Source organism: Bacillus sp. NP247 (assembly GCF_018966865.1).
Lineage (GTDB): Bacteria > Bacillota > Bacilli > Bacillales > Bacillaceae_G > Bacillus_A.
This window is the reverse complement of sequence record NZ_CP076653.1, coordinates 2,063,405-2,082,825: the sequence shown is the minus strand read 5'-3', so window position 1 is coordinate 2,082,825 and position 19,421 is coordinate 2,063,405. Positions and strand designations below refer to the sequence as shown.

General features: G+C 38.0%; 17 protein-coding genes. 12 read left to right on the top strand and 5 right to left on the bottom strand.

Going from position 1 to position 19,421, the window contains the following annotated elements:
• The first annotated feature begins 17 nt into the window (after nucleotides 1–17).
• Nucleotides 18–2,426 (top strand): glycogen phosphorylase, encoded by a 2,409-nt coding sequence (gene glgP / locus KPL75_RS10985; RefSeq protein ID WP_219920688.1) that lies wholly within the window; start codon nucleotides 18–20, stop codon nucleotides 2,424–2,426.
• A 323-nt stretch (nucleotides 2,427–2,749) separates the two neighbouring features.
• Here the strand turns inward: glgP and KPL75_RS10980 are convergent, their stop codons facing one another.
• Nucleotides 2,750–3,472, bottom strand: a complete 723-nt coding sequence (locus KPL75_RS10980) for a lipase family protein (RefSeq protein WP_219920687.1) — start codon at nucleotides 3,470–3,472, stop codon at nucleotides 2,750–2,752.
• Between the two features lie 141 nt (nucleotides 3,473–3,613).
• On the opposite strand from KPL75_RS10980, the gene KPL75_RS10975 reads away from it, so the two are divergent.
• Complete coding sequence (locus KPL75_RS10975; protein ID WP_219920686.1) at nucleotides 3,614–4,384, top strand: MerR family transcriptional regulator; 771 nt, start codon at nucleotides 3,614–3,616, stop codon at nucleotides 4,382–4,384.
• Nucleotides 4,385–4,538: 154 nt separating this feature from the next.
• Here the strand turns inward: KPL75_RS10975 and KPL75_RS10970 are convergent, their stop codons facing one another.
• The gene (locus KPL75_RS10970; RefSeq protein WP_000521653.1) at nucleotides 4,539–4,688 is read right to left on the bottom strand and encodes a hypothetical protein; all 150 of its coding nucleotides are present in this window, start codon (nucleotides 4,686–4,688) and stop codon (nucleotides 4,539–4,541) included.
• A gap of 457 nt (nucleotides 4,689–5,145) precedes the next feature.
• Entirely contained in the window at nucleotides 5,146–5,928 is a 783-nt protein-coding gene (locus tag KPL75_RS10965; protein WP_219920685.1) for a TIGR00266 family protein, read from the bottom strand.
• A 320-nt stretch (nucleotides 5,929–6,248) separates the two neighbouring features.
• Here KPL75_RS10965 and cspD point away from each other — a divergent pair, with 320 nt between their 5' ends.
• On the top strand, nucleotides 6,249–6,449 hold the full coding sequence (gene cspD, locus KPL75_RS10960; protein ID WP_001193051.1) for a cold-shock protein CspD: 201 nt from the start codon (nucleotides 6,249–6,251) through the stop codon (nucleotides 6,447–6,449).
• 43 nt (nucleotides 6,450–6,492) lie between these two features.
• On the opposite strand, the gene KPL75_RS10955 is transcribed toward cspD, so the two are convergent.
• Together KPL75_RS10955 and KPL75_RS10950 are read right to left on the bottom strand one after the other, a co-directional pair.
• A complete protein-coding gene (locus tag KPL75_RS10955; protein ID WP_219920684.1) occupies nucleotides 6,493–7,224 on the bottom strand; it encodes a yteA family sporulation protein in 732 nt (243 codons plus the stop codon).
• Between the two features lie 124 nt (nucleotides 7,225–7,348).
• Complete coding sequence (locus tag KPL75_RS10950) at nucleotides 7,349–8,302, bottom strand: 1,4-dihydroxy-2-naphthoate polyprenyltransferase (protein ID WP_219920683.1); 954 nt, start codon at nucleotides 8,300–8,302, stop codon at nucleotides 7,349–7,351.
• 193 nt (nucleotides 8,303–8,495) lie between these two features.
• Here KPL75_RS10950 and KPL75_RS10945 point away from each other — a divergent pair, with 193 nt between their 5' ends.
• From KPL75_RS10945 to KPL75_RS10905, 9 genes are all read left to right on the top strand, one after another.
• The gene (locus tag KPL75_RS10945; protein WP_002145152.1) at nucleotides 8,496–9,890 is read left to right on the top strand and encodes an isochorismate synthase; all 1,395 of its coding nucleotides are present in this window, start codon (nucleotides 8,496–8,498) and stop codon (nucleotides 9,888–9,890) included.
• Entirely contained in the window at nucleotides 9,887–11,641 is a 1,755-nt protein-coding gene (gene menD, locus KPL75_RS10940) for a 2-succinyl-5-enolpyruvyl-6-hydroxy-3-cyclohexene-1-carboxylic-acid synthase (protein ID WP_219920682.1), read from the top strand. The genes KPL75_RS10945 and menD overlap by 4 nt, the downstream gene beginning before the upstream one ends.
• On the top strand, nucleotides 11,638–12,450 hold the full coding sequence (gene menH / locus KPL75_RS10935; protein ID WP_219920681.1) for a 2-succinyl-6-hydroxy-2,4-cyclohexadiene-1-carboxylate synthase: 813 nt from the start codon (nucleotides 11,638–11,640) through the stop codon (nucleotides 12,448–12,450). Before menD ends, menH begins: the two co-directional genes overlap by 4 nt.
• A gap of 82 nt (nucleotides 12,451–12,532) precedes the next feature.
• Nucleotides 12,533–13,351 carry a 1,4-dihydroxy-2-naphthoyl-CoA synthase gene (gene menB / locus KPL75_RS10930; protein WP_193658576.1) on the top strand — a complete coding sequence of 273 codons (819 nt, stop codon included), beginning with the start codon at nucleotides 12,533–12,535 and terminating at the stop codon, nucleotides 13,349–13,351.
• Between the two features lie 441 nt (nucleotides 13,352–13,792).
• Complete coding sequence (locus KPL75_RS10925) at nucleotides 13,793–15,238, top strand: o-succinylbenzoate--CoA ligase (RefSeq protein ID WP_219920680.1); 1,446 nt, start codon at nucleotides 13,793–13,795, stop codon at nucleotides 15,236–15,238.
• Nucleotides 15,239–16,345, top strand: coding sequence for an o-succinylbenzoate synthase (gene menC, locus KPL75_RS10920; RefSeq protein WP_219920679.1), 1,107 nt, complete (start codon nucleotides 15,239–15,241; stop codon nucleotides 16,343–16,345).
• 104 nt (nucleotides 16,346–16,449) lie between these two features.
• Complete coding sequence (locus KPL75_RS10915; RefSeq protein ID WP_002145159.1) at nucleotides 16,450–17,148, top strand: response regulator transcription factor; 699 nt, start codon at nucleotides 16,450–16,452, stop codon at nucleotides 17,146–17,148.
• A complete protein-coding gene (locus KPL75_RS10910) occupies nucleotides 17,141–18,247 on the top strand; it encodes a HAMP domain-containing sensor histidine kinase (protein WP_219920678.1) in 1,107 nt (368 codons plus the stop codon). The genes KPL75_RS10915 and KPL75_RS10910 overlap by 8 nt, the downstream gene beginning before the upstream one ends.
• Nucleotides 18,248–18,329: 82 nt before the next feature.
• Nucleotides 18,330–19,190 carry a M15 family metallopeptidase gene (locus KPL75_RS10905; RefSeq protein ID WP_219920677.1) on the top strand — a complete coding sequence of 287 codons (861 nt, stop codon included), beginning with the start codon at nucleotides 18,330–18,332 and terminating at the stop codon, nucleotides 19,188–19,190.
• The last annotated feature ends 231 nt before the right edge of the window (nucleotides 19,191–19,421 follow it).

Sequence of the window (19,421 nt, the reverse complement as noted above, 5' to 3'; positions counted from 1 at the left end):
ATTGAGGTGGTGAATAAATGTTTACTCATGTTGAAAGCTTCAAATCCGCTTTTCTAGAAAAATTAGAAACGATGTATGGGAAAAGTTTCAAAGATTCTACAACTCGTGATCAGTACAATACGCTTGGCCATATGGTACGTGAGTATATGAATAGTCAATGGATTGCAACGAACGAAAGTTATCGTTCTGGAGATCAAAAACAAATGTATTATTTATCCATTGAGTTTTTACTTGGGCGTTTGCTAGGCAGTAACATATTAAATTTAGGCATTCGAGATGTATGTGAAAAAGGACTTTTTGAACTTGGAATTTCTTTGCACGAGTTAGAAGAGATTGAAGCAGATGCTGGCCTTGGTAACGGTGGACTTGGACGTTTAGCAGCCTGTTTCCTCGATTCACTCGCTTCTTTAAACTTACCAGGACATGGCTGTGGTATTCGTTATAAGCATGGTCTGTTTGATCAAAAAATTGTTGATGGCTATCAAGTAGAATTTCCAGAACAGTGGCTTCTTCATGAAAACGTTTGGGAAGTAAGAAGGTATGATCAAGCCGTAGAAGTAAGTTATTTTGGAAACGTTGAACCACAAGAAATTGATGGACGTTTAGAGTTCAGGCATACAAATGCAGAAGTTATTATGGCAGTACCATATGACGTTCCAGTTGTAGGGTATGAAACAAGTACTGTAAATACGCTTCGGCTTTGGAATGCGGAGCCAGTTCCTTTCCCGCAAAATTGTAAAGATATTTTGAAATATAAGCGTGAAACAGAGGCTGTATCGGAGTTTTTATATCCAGATGATACGCATGATGAGGGGAAAATACTTCGTTTAAAACAACAGTATTTCCTCGTATCAGCAAGTTTGCAAAATATCGTTCGTATGCATAGGGAGAGACACGGTAGTCTTCGTCAGTTACATGAAAAAATTGCGATTCATATAAACGATACACATCCGGTTCTAGCAATTCCAGAACTTATGCGTATTTTATTAGACGAAGAAAAATTGACATGGGAAGAAGCTTGGCACATAACAACGCAGACGATTTCCTACACGAATCATACGACGTTATTAGAAGCGCTTGAGAAATGGCCAATTCACATTTTCAAACCGTTATTACCGAGAATTTATATGATTATTGAAGAAATTAATGAACGTTTCTGTCATGAGCTTTGGGACCGTTATTCGTACGATTGGAAGCGTATTGAGGACATGGCCATCATTGCACATGACCTTGTGAAAATGGCTCATTTAGCGATTGTTGGTAGCCATAGCGTTAACGGCGTGGCGAAAATTCATACAGAAATTTTAAAGCAGCGTGAAATGCGATTGTTTTATGAATTTTATCCAGATAAGTTTAATAATAAAACGAATGGAATTGCTCATAGACGCTGGCTGATGAAGGCGAATCCACAGCTGACGAATCTTATTTCGGAAGCAATTGGAGAGGAATGGAAGAAAGAACCAATTAAACTGCAAGCATTGCAAACATTCCAACACGATGCTAGTTTCCAAGAGAAGATTGCTGGAGTAAAACAAGAGCGTAAAGAGATTTTAGCGGAGCGTATTCATAATAAAATGGGGATTACAATTGACCCAAATTCTATTTTTGATGTGCAAGTAAAAAGACTGCATGCATACAAACGACAATTATTAAATGTTCTTCATATTTTGTACTTGTATAACCGTTTAAAAGAGGATACTAGTTTTTCATTTTACCCGCGTACTTTTATTTTTGGAGCGAAAGCATCACCTGGCTATTATTATGCGAAGAAAATTATTAAATTAATAAATGAGCTTGCAAGAAAAGTAAATACCGATCCGTACGTAAGTCAATTTATGAAAGTTATCTTTCTAGAAAACTACCGAGTTTCTTTAGCTGAAGATATATTCCCGGCGGCAGATGTAAGTGAACAAATTTCAACTGCGAGTAAAGAAGCATCGGGAACAGGTAACATGAAATTCATGATGAATGGTGCAATTACACTCGGAACGTTAGACGGAGCTAACATTGAAATAAAAGACCGGGTCGGTGATGATGCCTGCTTTATTTTCGGCTTAACAGCGGATGAGGTTCTTCATTACTACCAAAATGGTGGATATCGTGCAAGTGACTATTATCACCACAATATGCACATTAAAAAAGTAGTAGATCAGCTAACGAATGGTTTCTTTTCACAGTCGGGAGCTGAATTTGAAGCGATTTATGATTCTCTCGTTATTCAAAACGATGAATACTTTGTTCTTCGAGATTTTAGCCCATATGCTGAAAGACAAGAAGCTGTCGGAAGGGCCTATGAAAATAGGAAGAAATGGCTGGAAATGTCGATTTTGAATATTGCACAATCTGGGCATTTCGCAAGTGATCGAACAATTTTGCAGTACAGTAATGAAATTTGGGGTATTGGTAATACTGTTAAGCTTTTTTAGATGAAAGCCTCTTTTGAAGGGGCTTTTATTTATTCACTTTTAAAGCAGGGATACACTTACTTAGAAAAATAAAACGAGCTTAAGGATATTAAGCTCGTTTTACTTATTTTGCTTAAGAAAGAAATGGGATAGTGGTATATATTATACCTGTTCCACTGTATTCTCCTGTCGCAAAGTATGAAAATGTAAAGAAACCTGTAACCGAAAAAATTACAATGAGAAAAAGTGCAAAGATAAATTTTAACATGTAAGGTCCCCTCATCCAAAAGTAAATTCATATATTATTATAGTATACGAATGTTTAATTTCCAATTGTTTACTGGTTAAAAATGAGAGGTCAGACATGTTTTGTATGTTGTAATGGAATGATTATTCGTAATGGATTTTGTGTTTTTCGTAAATGTCATGTTGTGATGGACGTGTGCATATTCCCAGTCATTCTCATTAAAATGGACATTTCTTGGAGGGAGAAGAGGAACGACATCGAATAAATTGACAAAACGAAAGCTACTAGCTACTTGCAGTTTATAATAATTTCGAAAGGCGATATCTCCAACTTTTGGAGAGGCAAATGTATAAAGTCCGTACTGTGCGAAGGCAGTATTTATACGTGCATCTAGTATGTGTAGCGTAGCGAGTGCACCGCCTAAGCTATGGCCTGTTGCAAGAAGTTTCTTATGGGCTGGTAATGATACGAGCATATCCATAATAGAATCCCGGCAAGATTCATAAATTGAAAGAAAGCCGTTATGAACATTTCCGCTATTTAAAGCGTATGGGTATGGTCTTTGGTTGACGAGTGAATCGATAATCCAATCTGTATCTGTTTGTGTACCCCTAAAAGCCACAATAATCGTATCTTCAGATTCTAATATGAACCCAAACCATTCCATCGTTTGAATCGCTTTTCCTTGAAAGCCTTGTACATATTGGAATCCATCAGGTATTTCAAAAATCCCATTTTGTTTATATTGTTCATACGTTAGATCGCAGCAAGATGCTAATAATATGGCAGTATCTTTATCAAACGATAAAGGAGTACGCATCAAGAAAGCCCTCCTTAAGAAAAGGTATAGTTCAATATATGCAGTGAGGGACTTGATTCATTCTTTTGGAAAAAATGCTTGAACCTACAGTTACGTGAGGGAGTATGATTTTTGTAAACCTATTGTTAGGAGGAGTGTAGGATGAGCAAAAAGAAAGGCTATCCAATTGGTGAGTTTTCAAAGAGAACAGGCACATCAATACGGACACTACAATATTACGATGAAATTGGATTGCTTAAACCTGAAAAAAATATGAGTTCAGGACACCGTGTATATAAAGATAGAGATATATTAGCATTCCAAAAAATAGTGAGTCTTAAAGTATTAGGATATAGTTTAGAAGAAATTCGTGTCATGCTCAATATGAAAAGTTTGAATATAAGCTTAAAAGAAACATTACAAAATCAAAGGGTAGCTTTTGAAGAAAAGAAAAAACAACTTGAAGTTTCGATAAAGGCAATTGAACGAACAATGGTATGCCTTAAGGAAGATGAAGAGGTAGATAGTAACATATTAATGAGCTTAATTAATAGTATCCAAAAAGAAAACGAACAACGTTTATTGCTTGAAGAATATGTATCAAAAGAAGTGGCTGATGGATTATATAATAAGCCGGAAGAAGAGGGCATAGCACTTGATAAAGAGTTTGTGCGTTTAGCGAAAGAAGTGAAAAGGTTATTTGGAAGACAAATTGAGGATTCAGAAGTGCAAAAATTGGTTGATGAACATATGAAAGCGACTCTTAAGTATGTCGGCGAAGAGACAATGTATTCTCTAGGTAAATTAGAGAATGTAGAAGAACAATATAATAAGATGATGCCTTCTCCTTATACAGAGGAAGAAGAGTTATGGCTTAATGAAGCGATGGAATGTTATATGGTTAAAAATGGTTTGTATAGTCCACCTAAATAAAAAAGCCGATTTCTATCTCAAGGAATCGACTTTTTTAGGTCATTAAGTAAGAGGTTTGAAAAAATAGCCTGTATATATTTGAACGATGAATAACTTACCTATTTTCTTGTGTTTGTTTGCACCATATACAGAAAATTAGGGAAAACGTAACATATTATTTATCTGTTTGTTTTTGCTTCTTTTTCAAATACTCCGCACGTAATTTTTCAAGTTGCTGCTTTTTATCAAATTTGGCAGGCGTCTGTTTTTCATGAAACTTTGCCACAGCTACCTGACTTTTGTAATCCAATTGATATTTTCCCACTTTGTTCACCTACTTTTCTTGTCTTTAAAGAGAATCTATTCAACAAGTATAATATACCTTATTTTACTGAAGTAAACCTTATTAATTTATTTGTTGCAAAGTTTTTTTACTACTTGTTTAAAAAAATCTACATCCCCAATATTTTTCTCCAAAAAATCACCGTATTAAACTACCCTGCCCCATTAGTTTAAGGCAGGTTTTATCTAAATAATGCGGGGTGAACCAAAATGGAGAAAAAACGAGGGCAGCATTATGTCTGGACATATTATCTAACCTCATGGACTGATGATTCGGAAAAATTATTTCGGAATTCTTCACCTAGTATGCGTAACTTCTCAACCAACGTGTTGTTGTTTGTAGACGTAAATTAAAATACCCTTTCATGAGTACTATGAAAGGGTATTTTAATTTTATTCATTCTCTTAAGTTGATGGCTATGGCCCCAGAAGGACACTATTTACTCTTTCCCATCTAAAAGGCGACCAAGTCCGCCTAATACACTGCCTTCACCGGTGCTTTGAGCTGCTGGGCTTGTAAGACGTGCTGCTAAGCGGCTAAGTGTTAAGGACTGAATCCAAACTGTTCCAGGGCCTTCTAGCGTTGCGAAGAATAAACCTTCACCGCCAAATAGAGCTGTTTTTACTTTTCCAACGAATTGAATATCGTAGTTAACATCTTTTGTCATTGCAACGAGACAACCTGTATCAATGCGAAGTTTCTCGCCAGGTTTTAATTCGCGCTTATATACAGTTCCGCCTGCATGCATGAAAGCTAGACCATCACCTTCAAGTTTCTGCATGATGAAACCTTCACCACCAAAGAAGCCAGTTCCTATTTTTTTAGTAAACTCAATTCCGATAGAAACACCTTTTGCGGCACAAAGAAATGCATCTTTTTGGCAGACTACTTTTCCTTGATATTCTGTTAAATCAACAGGAATAATTTTTCCAGGATAAGGAGCGGCGAATGATACGTGTCGTTTGCCATGACCTGTATTTGTAAATACAGTCATAAACATACTTTCACCTGTAACGAGACGTTTACCTGCGCCCATTAATTTACCGAATAGACCACTAGATGGTCCAGAACCATCACCGAAAATCGTTTCCATTTCGATATGATCTTCCATCATCATCATTGCGCCAGCCTCTGCGACAACGCTTTCTTCTGGATCCAATTCAATTTCAACAAACTGCATATCATCGCCATATAATTTATACTCGATTTCATGTGCTTGCATTTTTTCACCTCATCATATGTAGTAATTATATTGTACAGAAATCAAAGGAATTAGAATACTGTAGTTTTGTTAATTTTGAATAAAAATAGAATGAAAATTTAAGGTTATACTAGGATTATAAAAAACGATGGGACGAAAGTGTTCTTATTTGACGTTTTTGATATAGCATGATATAGTGAAAACACTATTGAGCTACATAATGTGGTACGGAAATAAAGCACGTTGTATTAAAGGCTGTAAGCTTGTTATACATTCATGTCCTTTATATCCACCTTTTCATGTGGATTCATAGTTTCATTTTTATTTAGGAGGTACATGACATGCAAACAGGTAAAGTTAAATGGTTTAACGGCGAAAAAGGTTTTGGCTTCATCGAAGTTGAAGGCGGAGAAGACGTATTCGTACATTTCTCAGCTATTCAAGGCGACGGCTTCAAAACTTTAGAAGAAGGTCAAGAAGTTTCTTTCGAAATCGTTGATGGAAACCGCGGACCACAAGCAGCTAACGTTACAAAAAACTAATTAGCTAGCGAAAAAAAGCATTCCGAACTTCGGAATGCTTTTTTTATGCTTTAGAGCCAGACTCATCTGAAGATAATTCGCCTTTAAAGGTGCGTTCTTCAAAGTCATCAAGCAATTGTTCATATTCTTCATGTTCTTCTGTTGCGAAAACTTGTGGGTTTTTTCCATACATATCTGTTCCAATAAAATTTTCGAAATCCTCTACATACCCAACATTTTCTTCACTATTTACGTACATGCCATTATAGTTTTTTGAATCCTGTCTTTCTAAATCGGATGGTGTTTCTGATGTTCCGTAATTTGCGACGTCTTGCCAAGCATCTTCAGCATCGTACTCTACAGAATGATCTTCGTCGTGCTTGTGAAACGAAGGAGACAACACCTCTTCTTCAACTGGGCGCGTCTTCATATCTAATTTATTTGTAGTGTGCTGAATACACGTTGTAGCAGTTGGCATTGCTTCTAATCTTTCAAATGGAATTTCCTCACCAGACACTTCGCAAATTCCGTACGTACCTGCTTCAATTTTTTGTAGGGCATGTTTCGTATCTTCTAGCTGTTTATGCCAGAATTCGATGAGTCCGAAATCTTTCTCACGTTCGTACAATTCTGTTGCCATATCACCTGGGTGGTTGTCATAGCTAGATAATTCTCCTACTGAATCACGTTCAGATGCACGGTTTTCATTTTCATGAGTTTGTATCGTTTGTTCAACTTCTTGCTGTTGTTTTTCTAAAATAGATTTAAATTGATTTATTTGTTGTGGAGTTAACATAGTCGTCCACCTTCCTACAATTCAGTTTCTTTACATAGTATGAGCGTTGAGAGTAGGAATTATGAGATGAATTTCAGCCGGGAAGTCGGTGTATGGAAAAAGGAGCTGCGTAAGCAGCTCCTTTCTATAGGAAGTATCCAAGTAATAATCCGATTCCCATTAGGAAACCGAAAATTGTATTTGTTTTTGCTGTTGAAATCATCGCAGGTACCATTTCCATTGGAATGCTTTTGCCGATAAAGCCTTTCGTCGCTTTAAATGCTTTCGGTGCACTTAAGAATACGATAAGCATCCATGGTGATACGATGTTAACGATGATTAAAGCGATTGTCCAAATGTAGGAAACGATGAACATAGAAGCAAGTACACCAACTGCTCTTTCGTGTCCAACGAGAATCGCCAATGTTTTACGGCCATTTTCTTTATCACCGTCTAAATCACGAATGTTGTTAGATAGTAAAATCGCACCAATTAAAATGGAGCTTGGGATAGATAGTAAAATCACTTCTGATGTTACTGCTCCTGTTTGGATAAAGAATGAAATACCGATAATAATGACACCCATAAATAATCCTGCTGTTAGCTCTCCAAATGGTGTGTACGCAATTGGAATGGGGCCACCAGTGTAAAGGTAAGCAACGGTCATACAAACAAGACCGATTGCGGCAAGCCACCAGCTAGAGTTCATACAAATATAAACACCTAATAGCGTTGCGATGCCTAAAAATCCGAATGCTAAGTTAAGCACGGTTTTTGGTTTAATGCCATCGCGGACGATAGCACCGCCAATTCCAACCGAACCTTCATGATCGAGTCCTCTTTTATAATCAAAGTATTCATTAAACATGTTCGTTGCTGCTTGAATGAGAAGGCAAGCAAGAAGCATCATAAGGAAAAGAGGAAGATGTATTTGATTTATACCTCCGACCTGTATTGCATAAGCTGTTCCGATGAAAACAGGAACGAAAGCTGCTGTTAATGTATGGGGACGTAATAAACTCCACCAAATGCGCCAGCCGGTTTGTTTACTTGGCTTTTGCGCTGTAGGAGAGGAATTCGTTTCGACGTTCATTTCCATGTTGAACCCTCCTTGGTCACATATTGTACACAATTAAGTGTAGAAAAAGCATCATTTAGTGTCAACGTTTATTTTCTAGGAAGAGAAGGTGAATTTCTCAGAAATGCTAAACGTTGACAGGCCTTTCCTTTGAGGTGTATCTTAAAATCAAGCGTAATTATGACTATTTTTCGCCCATAGGGGGGAGACAATTGTGATTCAAACGAAACAAAAAGGCTTACAAGAAGTTCTTGTTACAGCTATTAAGCGTGCGACTGATGAAAAAACATTAGTTAGTTTTGTAAAACAAATAGATTGGGTGGATCCACTTCTGTTTTATGCAGCAGGAAAAAGGGTCTCATTCGAAAATAGATGTTATTTTGCAGACCCAGCTCAGCATGTAATATTTGCTGGAATTGGCTCTGTTTTCACTATAGCAAATTCTTCTCATAAACGCTTTCAAACTGCTCGTGACGAGTGGGATAAAGTAAAAGAGAAAGCATTCGTACAAAGAGAAGGATACGAATTTGGAACAGGTCCTCTTTTATTTGGTGGATTTTCATTTGACCAAGAAAAAGAAAAAACGGATCTTTGGAAAGAATTTGATGATACCACATTTTCACTACCAGCATTTTTATTAACGGTAAAAAATGAAAAAGCGTGGTTAACCATTAATCAGTTCGTTTCAGCTGAAGATTGTGCAGAAACTCTTTATAACGAAATTATTTCTGTAGAAGAGAGAATTTTACAAGAGAGTAAATGTGCACTAGAAGGATCAAAATTAACAGTTACTTCTAAAGTAGAAGTTGATCCGAAGGGCTGGATGAATGCGATCGGAAAAGTACAGGATGAAATGAAGCAAGGGAACGTGCAGAAGGTTGTATTAGCAAGGGAGCTAAAATTAACGATGGATCAGTATATTGATTCCGTTCTTGTTTTAGAAGCGCTTCGCATTGGGCAACCGGATTGTTACGTATTTTCTTTTGATTATAAAGGAGCATGCTTCTTAGGGGCGACACCTGAGCGATTGATTCGAAAAGAAGGCGAGAAGTTTACATCGATGTGCCTTGCTGGTTCAATTGGTCATGGCAATTCTATAGAAGAAAGTAAACAAAATGGTGAGACGCTTCTTCATGATGAAAAGAATTTGGCTGAACACGGTTATGTAGTTAACATGATTCGAGGTGTGCTAAGTGAGCATTGTGAATCTGTTAATATTCCGGAGAGCCCAGGCTTATTAACGACGAAAAATTTAATCCATTTATATACACCTGTGGAGGCAAAAGGTGATGCAAGTCTTTTAACGATGGTAGAAGAATTACATCCAACGCCAGCTCTTGGTGGTACACCTCGTCATGAGGCGTTGAAATTAATTCGTGATGTAGAGCTTTTAGATAGAGGATTATATGGTGCACCAATTGGCTTTATAGATGATGAAGGAAATGGTGAATTTGCGGTTGCACTTCGCTGCGGATTATTAAATGGCGAGAGGGCATCCTTATTTGCCGGCTGTGGTATCGTAATTGATTCAGTAGCGCAGCTTGAATATGAAGAAACAAGTTTGAAGTTTAGACCGATGCTTGGTGCTTTGGAGGAATTAATGAAATGAACAATCATATAGAAGCATTATCATATTATTTAGGCGCGTTCGTGGACGAACTGACGCGTCTAAATGTATGTGATGTTGTCATTAGTCCTGGCTCACGGTCAACGCCGATTGCCTTACTAATGGAACAACATGAAGGAATGAAAACATATTTACATGTAGACGAAAGGTCAGCAGGATTCTTTGCGCTCGGTATTGCGAAAGCAAAAAAACGTCCTGTTGCGCTATTATGTACGTCAGGGACGGCAGCAGCGAACTATTATCCAGCTGTATGTGAAGCGTTTCATTCACGAGTGCCGCTTATCGTATTAACAGCGGATAGACCGCATGAATTAAGAGATGTGGGTGCACCACAGGCGATGAATCAATTTAATTTATACGGTACTTTTGTAAAGCAATTTACAGAGATGGCACTTCCTGAAGCGAGTGAAGCAATGTATCATTACGCTCGAATGACAACTCAGCGTACGATAGCAAGTGCCTGTTTAGCGCCGCAAGGACCCGTTCATCTTAATTTTCCAGTTCGCGAGCCGCTTATACCGGATTTCTCATTAGAAAGTTTATGGGATAAAGGGCGTGGTGAATATACAGGAGTAGTTCAGCAAGGGAACGTGACGATGCCGAGTGAATATGTAGATTCTCTTGTAGGGCGCCTTTCACATATGGAAAAGGGGCTTATTATTTGTGGAGACGGCAGCCATCCAGAAATAACAGAAGCTGTTATGAAAGTAGCTGAGAAAACAGGATATCCAATTTTAGCAGATCCACTTTCTAACCTCCGTAGTGGTAATCATGATAAAACGATGGTTATAGATTGTTACGATACATTTTTACGAAATGAATTGTTAAAAGAAACGTGGAAGCCGAATGTTTTAATTCGTTTCGGCGGAATGCCTGTCTCTAAAGCATTAACGCAGTTCATCAAAAAACAAACGAAAGCTGTTCATATCGTTGTTGATGAATCTGGACAATGGAGAGATCCAGCTCTAGTTGCGACAGAAGTTGTACAAGCTAGTGACATTGAATTTTGCAGAGCATTACTAGAGCAAATACCAGTTATGAAAAAGAATGATTGGTTTGGAATGTGGAAACATATAAACGAGAAAACGAAGGAAGCGCTTCGTGAGATGGAAACATATGAAACGTCGTTTGAAGGAAGAGTAATTACAGATATTGTACGCGTATTACCAGAAGGGGCAACGTTATTTGCGAGTAATAGTATGCCAATTCGCGATACCGATTCATTTTTCTTCACGTCGAATAAGAACATTCAAGTAATGGCGAACCGCGGTGTAAATGGTATTGATGGAATCATTTCAACAGCTTTAGGAGCGAGCGTTATTTGTGATCCGCTCGTATTAGTAATCGGTGATTTATCATTTTATCACGATTTAAACGGATTATTAGCTGCAAAATTACATGAATTAAATATAACGATTGTTGTTGTGAATAATGATGGTGGAGGTATTTTCTCATTCTTACCACAATATGAGAAAAAGGAACATTTCGAATCATTATTTGGGACACCAATTGGGCTTGATTATGAACATGTTGTCAAAATGTATGGTGGTTCATTTAGCCGTGTGAATGGATGGGAAAACTTCCGCAAAGAAGTACAAACTGGAACGAAAACGAATGGATTACACGTTGTGGAAATTTGTACGAATCGCGAAGAAAACTTGAAATTACATCGTGAACTATGGGCAAAAACAATGGATGTTATTACTACATCTTTGCAAGGTGAATCAAAATGAGAGTAACATTGCAAGGTGTATCGTATGAATATGAAGTAGTCGGAAGCGGGGAACCGCTTCTACTTCTTCATGGTTTTACGGGAAGCATGGAAACATGGCGTTCTTTTATCCCTTCATGGAGCGCGCAGTTTCAAGTAATTGTAGTGGATCTTGTTGGGCACGGAAAGACAGAGAGCCCTGAAGATGTCACGCACTATGATATCCGAAATGCGGCGCTGCAAATGAAAGAACTACTAGATCATCTTCATATTGAAAAAGCACATATACTTGGCTATTCAATGGGAGGTAGACTGGCGATTACGATGGCTTGTTTATATCCAGAATATGTACGTTCTCTTTTATTAGAAAATTGTACAGCTGGACTTGAAAGTGAAGAGGCTAGAAAAGAACGCCGGGAGAAAGATGAACGACTTGCTGATAAAATTGAGCGAGAAGGCACCCGAAGTTTTGTATCGATGTGGGAAAATATTTCGCTTTTTGAAACGCAAAAACGTTTAGCAAAAAACGTGCAAGAAGCGGTGCGAAAAGAACGACTTGCTAACAATCCAAAAGGACTTGCAAATAGTCTTCGCGGCATGGGAACAGGGGCTCAGCCTTCATGGTGGGAAGAATTGCACAACTTACAAATGCCGGTTCTTTTAATGAATGGGGAATATGATGAAAAGTTCTTTCGCATATTAAAAAACATCGAAAAATGCGTCTCTGACGCGAATTTTGTCAAAATTGATGGTGCTGGCCATGCAATTCATGTGGAACAACCGGAAAAGTTTGATACAATAGTAAAGGGATTTCTAAAAACTATGCAGTGATGCTTTTTTCCTTGTGAAGGAAGTTGAGCTTATAGAGAAATTAATGAGAGATCATTAAGAGTATAAAAAGGAGGTAATAGTAATGACTATTGAATGGGTAAAAGAAGGCAATTACGAAGATATTATTTATTCAACATACAATGGTATCGCAAAGATTTCGATTAACCGTCCTGAAGTACATAACGCATTCCGTCCTAAAACGGTAATGGAATTAATCAATGCTTTTGCACACGCTCGTGATGATGCAAATGTTGGCGTTATCATTTTAACAGGTGAAGGTGGACGTGCATTCTGTTCTGGCGGCGATCAAAAAGTTCGCGGTCATGGTGGATATGTGGGTGACGACCAAATCCCACGTCTAAACGTATTAGACTTACAACGTCTAATTCGCGCAATTCCTAAACCGGTTATCGCAATGGTAGCAGGTTATGCAATCGGTGGTGGACACGTACTTCATATCGTATGTGACTTAACAATCGCTGCAGACAACGCTGTATTCGGACAAACAGGTCCTAAAGTAGGAAGCTTTGACGGTGGGTACGGAGCTGGTTACTTAGCTCGTATGGTAGGCCACAAGAAAGCTCGTGAAATTTGGTACCTATGCCGTCAATACAAAGCACAAGAGGCGCTTGATATGGGCTTAGTAAACACAGTAGTACCATTAGAAGAGCTTGAAGCAGAAACAGTACAATGGGCACAAGAAATTTTAGCAAACAGCCCAATGGCACTTCGTTTCCTAAAAGCTGCATTCAACGCAGACACAGACGGTCTAGCTGGTATTCAACAACTAGCTGGAGACGCAACGTTATTGTACTACACAACTGACGAAGCAAAAGAAGGCCGCGACGCGTTCAAAGAAAAACGTACTCCGGACTTCGGTCAATTCCCTCGTTTCCCTTGATCAAAAGCGGAGCCGACTGTTTAGCCCCGTAGGCTAAGGTTCTTTCGCACAGAAAGTGTTTTTTACTTTCTCGTGCGGAAGGTTCTTAGACGGAAGGGGCTAGGAGGCGCAGCTGGATGAAATAAAAAGCGGAAGCAGCTCGCTTAGAACAAGAGGGCGTTGGAACTTCTGACGTAGAGGCGCTTTTTGCCTCATAGGAAGGCGTGAAGCGACCGACTGTTCTAGCTGCTGCAGCTAGATGAAACCAAAAGCGGAAGCGGCTCGTTCAGAATGTGAGGGGGATGGAGCTTCTGACAGAGAGGCGCTTTTTGCCTCGTAGGAAGAAGTGAAGCCACCGAACATTCTAGCCGCAGTAACTAGATGAGATCAAACCGGAAACAAAACAACTAAGAGACTTGATGTCATATCAAGTCTCTTTCTTTCATGAAAGGAGAATGAATGATGGAGACGATGCCTAACTGGTTAAAGCAACGTGCGTTTTTAACACCAGAGCGCACTGCAATTGAAATAGAGGACGAAAAGGTTACTTTTATGCAGTTGCATGAAAAAGTAATATCTGTTTGTGAACATCTTTCACATGTAGGAGTGAAGCGGGTGCAAAAGGTGGCTGTTCTGATGAAAAATGGTATGGAGATGATTACAGTTATTCACGCCCTATCTTACATAGGTGCAGTAGCTGTGCTTTTAAATACGCGTCTTTCAAGAGAAGAGCTACTTTGGCAAATGGATGATGCTGAAGTTGTTTGTTTAGTGACGGATCAAGATTTTGAGGCTAAAGATGTTCCTGTATATTCATTCGCTGAAGTGATGAATGGACCGAAGGCGGAAGCATCTATACAAGAAGAATTCTCTTTAGAAGAAGCGATGACAATTATTTATACGTCTGGGACGACAGGGAAGCCGAAAGGCGTTATTTTAACGTACGGTAATCATTGGGCAAGCGCAGTCGGTTCTTCGCTTAATTTAGGGCTTCGTGATGATGATTGCTGGTTAGCTTGTATGCCGATGTTCCACGTTGGCGGGCTATCTCTTTTAATGAAAAATATTATGTACGGTATGCGCATTCTACTCGTTCCGAAATATGATGCTAATTTTATTCATAAAGCACTTCAAACGAGAGGCGTTACGATTATTTCTGTCGTTTCTAAAATGCTAACAGATTTATTAGAACGACTTGGAGAAGGAACATATCCATCTTCTTTACGATGCATGTTACTTGGCGGAGGACCAGCGCCGAAACCGTTATTAGAAAAGTGTGTGGAAAAAGGAATTCCTGTGTATCAAACGTACGGTATGACAGAAACGTCGTCGCAAATTTGTACGTTATCAGCAGATTACATGTTAACGAAAGTAGGCTCGGCTGGAAAACCACTATTCCAGTGTCAACTTCGTATTGAAAAAGATGGTGTAGTAGTGCCGCCACGTGCGGAAGGCGAAATTGTAGTAAAAGGACCGAACGTAACAGGTGGCTATTTTAATCGTGAAGATGCGACGCGAGAGACGATTCAAAATGGCTGGCTTCATACGGGTGACCTCGGTTATTTAGATGAAGAAGGATTTTTATACGTGTTAGATCGCCGCAGTGATTTAATTATTTCTGGCGGAGAAAATATATATCCAGCTCAAATTGAAGAAGTATTACTTTCTCATCCGGCGGTAGTGGAAGTGGGTGTTGTCGGTATGAAGGATGAAAGTTGGGGACAAGTGCCAGCTGCTTTTGTTGTAAAAAGCGGAGATGTAACAGAAGAAGAAATTCTTCATTTTTGCGAGGAGAAATTAGCGAAATATAAAGTGCCGAAGAAAGTATATTTCTTAGAGGAATTACCACGAAACGCTTCGAAAAAATTGTTAAGACGAGAGTTAAGACAATTAGTGGAGGAGATGTAGGTGGAGATAAAAAAAGCGACACTTTATATAACAGAAATGCCACTCGTCATTCCGTTTGCTGCAAGCTACGGAACTTACGAAAGGCGTGAGAGTATCGTCATTGAATTAGAAGATACGGATGGATACGTTGGTTTTGGAGAAGTCGTTGCATTTTCTGAACCGTGGTATACGGAAGAAACGGTGAAGACAGCACTGCATGTACTACAAGATTTTTTATTACCTGACTTATTAAGGACTGAAATTTCTCATCCGAATGAAGCACCATCTTTGTTCCAAAATATAAAGAGAAACCGAATGGCAAAGGCGGGAATAGAAGGGGCTGTTTGGGATTTATATGCGAAGCGACAAAAGAAGTCATTAGGGACATTACTTGGTGGAACTAGGACTGAAATTGAAGTTGGTGTTGTGATTGGGATAAATACGATTCCGGTTATGTTAAAACAAATTGAGAAGTATGCGGAAGAGGGATACGAGCGCTTTAAAGTGAAAATAAAGCCAGAACACGATTACGAGTTATTGAAAGAAATTCGTAAAGAGTTTCCGCATATTCCGTTAATGGCTGATGCAAATTCAGCGTACACGTTAGCTGATGTAGAGAAGTTAAAACGGTTAGATGAATTTCAATTGATGATGATTGAACAACCGTTAGCGGATTACGATTTTCTTGATCATGCACAGTTGCAAAAGAAAATTGAAACACCGATTTGTTTAGATGAAAGCATCCATAGTTTAGAAGATGCGCGCGTTGCAATTACACTTGGTAGTTGCCAAATTGTTAACATTAAACCAGGGCGAGTCGGCGGATTAACAGAATCGGTGCAAATTCATAATTATTGCATGGAACATAACATACCAGTTTGGTGTGGCGGTATGGTAGAGATGGGGATTTCACGAGTACAAAATGTTGCGCTTGCTTCATTACCGAATTTTACGATTCCAGGAGATATATCCGCTTCTAGTAGACATTGGGAGAAGGATATTATTTCGCCGGAAGTGATGCTTGAGGGCGGGAAAGTGATTGTACCGCAAAGTATTGAACGTGAGTATGAAGTTGACCGCGGAAGATTGGAAGAAATAACGAAGCAGCGGATTGTGTTTGAAAGATGAAATAACAAAGGTTACTCTTATGAGTAGCCTTTTCTTATTGTACAAATTGGATAGACTAGTTTAAAATCGAGCGTATGAAAACGGAATGAAGTAGGGGGAGTAAAATGAAGCGAATTTCAATTTTAATAGCGGATGATGAGGCAGAAATTGCTGATTTAATTGAGATACATTTAGAAAAAGAAGGCTACCACGTCGTGAAAGCAGCCGATGGGGAAGAAGCGGTGCATATTATTAAAACGCAGCCAATTGACTTAGTGGTTTTAGATATTATGATGCCGAAAATGGATGGATATGAAGTGACGAGACAGATTCGCGCCAAATATCATATGCCGATTATTTTCTTAAGCGCGAAAACATCTGACTTCGATAAGGTGACAGGTCTTGTACTGGGTGCAGATGATTACATGACAAAACCTTTCACGCCGATTGAATTAGTCGCGCGCGTAAATGCACAGCTGCGTAGGTTTCTTACGTTAAATCAGCCGAAAGTAGAAGAGAGTAAATCTGCTTTAGAGATTGGCGGAGTTGCTATTGATCCTGAGCGCCGAACGGTAAATGTATATGGAGAGCAAATTGAGTTAACACCGAAAGAGTTTGACATTTTATATTTATTAGCGAGTCATCCGAAGAAAGTGTACAATGTGGAAAATATTTTTCAGCAAGTATGGGCAGATGATTATTATGAAGGTGGAAATACAGTAATGGTACATATTCGTACGTTACGGAAAAAGCTTGGGGAAGATAAACGAAAGGATAAGTTGATAAAAACAGTATGGGGAGTAGGGTATACTTTCAATGGCTAAAAAGATGAGAAGTTTTCGTTCGAAGATGGTTATGCTATTTGCGTTAAGTATGATATTAGCTGGTGGGGTAACGTATTTGATGTATGAGGGATTACGGATTTATTATAAATTAGTAGTTCGTTATGAGGACCCTTTAGCTCAATTTCGTTCAATGGTAAGACAAATTGGGGATATTAACTTCTTTTTAATTATTTTTATTCCTCTATCCATTATGTTTTTCTTCTTCCTTACTAGACCGTATTTAAAATACTTTGATGAGATTTCGAATGGGATTCATCATTTGGCGAACGGTGATTTTACAAATCAAGTTCGCGTTTCATCAAATGACGAGTTTGGATATATTGCTCGTGAAATAAATGTAGCGAGTGAGAAATTAAAAGAAGCAGTTGAACGAGGAGACTTTGCGGAAAGTAGTAAGGATCAGCTCATTGTTAACTTAGCTCATGATTTAAGAACACCATTAACTTCTGTTTTAGGTTATTTAGATTTAATTCTTAAAGATGAGAATTTGACGAAGGAACAAATTAAACATTTTTCCACAATTGCTTTTACGAAATCGGAAAGGCTTGAAAGCTTAATTGATGAATTATTTGAAATAACGAGAATGAATTATGGCATGTTGCAGCTGGAGAAAAGACCAATTGATATAAGTGAATTACTCATACAGTTAGAGGAAGAATTGTATCCGTCATTAGAAAAAAAGGATTTAGAAGCGAGATTGAATATTGCACCCCACTTACATATTAATGGTGATGGGAAATTATTAGCTCGAGTCTTTGAAAATCTTTTAACGAATGCGATTCGTTACGGATATGATGGGAATTTTGTTGATATGAACGGATATATTGATCATGAAGAGGTAGTTGTACAAATTATTAATTACGGAGATAGCATTCCAGAAGAGGATTTACCATATTTATTTGATATGTTTTATACAGGTGATAAGGCAAGATCAGAGCAGCAAGGTAGTACAGGCCTTGGGTTATTTATTGCGAAAAATATTGTCGAGCAGCATAACGGTACCATTTCTGCTGAAAGTAATGTAATTAGAACGATATTTGAAGTGAGATTACCAAAAGAAGAGAATCAGGCGATTTAATAAAAATTTAAACTTTACCCCACTTTTTATTTTAATAGTTTTTTCTATTCTATACGTAAGTTACGTTAAGGAGGAACTAGAAATGAAAAAGTGGGTATTTATTTCTCTTTTTATATTATGTACAGTCTGTGTAGGCTTTTATATATCACCATTATTTCAAAAGGATATCGATGTTAAAATTGCAGAAAAAGATAATAAGGTAAAATCGGCGAATATTGAAAAGGTAGAGGTTACAAAAGAAGAGATTTATAAGGGAAATCTATTATTAGTTAATAAAGATTACCCAGTTAAAAAAGATAGCATTAGGTCCGACATTATAAATGTAAATCACAATAGTGAATTAGTAAGAGGTTATGTGGTATTTGATAGAAATCTTCGTTTATCAAAGGATATTGTAAAAAAGTTTTTAAACGTTGTCGATGCAGCTGGCAAAGATGGAGTACAGCATTTCTTAATGAGTAGCGGTTACCGAGATTTTCAAGAACAAAGTAAATTATATAAAGAAATGGGATCCGATTATGCACTTCCAGCAGGATACAGTGAACATAATTTAGGGTTATCACTCGACGTTGGGTCTACTCAAAAGAAAATGGAGAAGGCTCCTGAAGGAAAATGGATTGAAGAGAACGTCTGGAAATATGGATTTGTTTTACGTTATCCGAAAAATAAAAGTAATATTACGGGTATTCAATATGAGCCATGGCATATACGCTATGTAGGCTTACCTCATAGTGCGATTATGCAAAAAGAGAAAATTACATTAGAGGAATACTTGGACTTTCTAAAAGAGAAAAAAGAGATCTCAACGGATGTGGAAGGTAAGAAATATACGGTTTCTTATTATAAAGTTTCAGATCGTATGAACGTGAATGTTCCGGTGAATAAGCAGTATGAAATTTCGGGGAACAATATGGACGGGGTTATTGTGACGGTTCAAGAATAGAGAAAAAGGCTGGTCCGTTTTGGGTCAGTCTTTTGGCATATAAGAAATAGATTGCCGTTTTTTGTCGGTAAATCGATATTCCTTGTCGAATCATTGATATAATTTCCTGTACTATCAACATTTTGTGGATTGTTTTTTTATTTACCATTAAACATTATAACGTTATATTTACTTTTCTTTTTTTTCATGATACTCTAAATATGTGAAAGAGATATAAAATGAAACTTTAAT

Bases quoted from the DNA above. Each gene is read 5' to 3' on its own strand.
- glgP (WP_219920688.1), top strand. From the start codon at position 18: ATGTTTACTCATGTTGAAAGCTTCAAATCCGCTTTTCTAGAAAAATTA.
- KPL75_RS10980 (WP_219920687.1), bottom strand. From the start codon at position 3,472: ATGCGTACTCCTTTATCGTTTGATAAAGATACTGCCATATTATTAGCA.
- KPL75_RS10975 (WP_219920686.1), top strand. From the start codon at position 3,614: ATGAGCAAAAAGAAAGGCTATCCAATTGGTGAGTTTTCAAAGAGAACA.
- KPL75_RS10965 (WP_219920685.1), bottom strand. From the start codon at position 5,928: ATGCAAGCACATGAAATCGAGTATAAATTATATGGCGATGATATGCAG.
- cspD (WP_001193051.1), top strand. From the start codon at position 6,249: ATGCAAACAGGTAAAGTTAAATGGTTTAACGGCGAAAAAGGTTTTGGC.
- KPL75_RS10955 (WP_219920684.1), bottom strand. From the start codon at position 7,224: ATGTTAACTCCACAACAAATAAATCAATTTAAATCTATTTTAGAAAAA.
- KPL75_RS10950 (WP_219920683.1), bottom strand. From the start codon at position 8,302: ATGGAAATGAACGTCGAAACGAATTCCTCTCCTACAGCGCAAAAGCCA.
- menD (WP_219920682.1), top strand. From the start codon at position 9,887: ATGAACAATCATATAGAAGCATTATCATATTATTTAGGCGCGTTCGTG.
- menH (WP_219920681.1), top strand. From the start codon at position 11,638: ATGAGAGTAACATTGCAAGGTGTATCGTATGAATATGAAGTAGTCGGA.
- menB (WP_193658576.1), top strand. From the start codon at position 12,533: ATGACTATTGAATGGGTAAAAGAAGGCAATTACGAAGATATTATTTAT.
- KPL75_RS10925 (WP_219920680.1), top strand. From the start codon at position 13,793: ATGGAGACGATGCCTAACTGGTTAAAGCAACGTGCGTTTTTAACACCA.
- KPL75_RS10915 (WP_002145159.1), top strand. From the start codon at position 16,450: ATGAAGCGAATTTCAATTTTAATAGCGGATGATGAGGCAGAAATTGCT.
- KPL75_RS10910 (WP_219920678.1), top strand. From the start codon at position 17,141: ATGGCTAAAAAGATGAGAAGTTTTCGTTCGAAGATGGTTATGCTATTT.
- KPL75_RS10905 (WP_219920677.1), top strand. From the start codon at position 18,330: ATGAAAAAGTGGGTATTTATTTCTCTTTTTATATTATGTACAGTCTGT.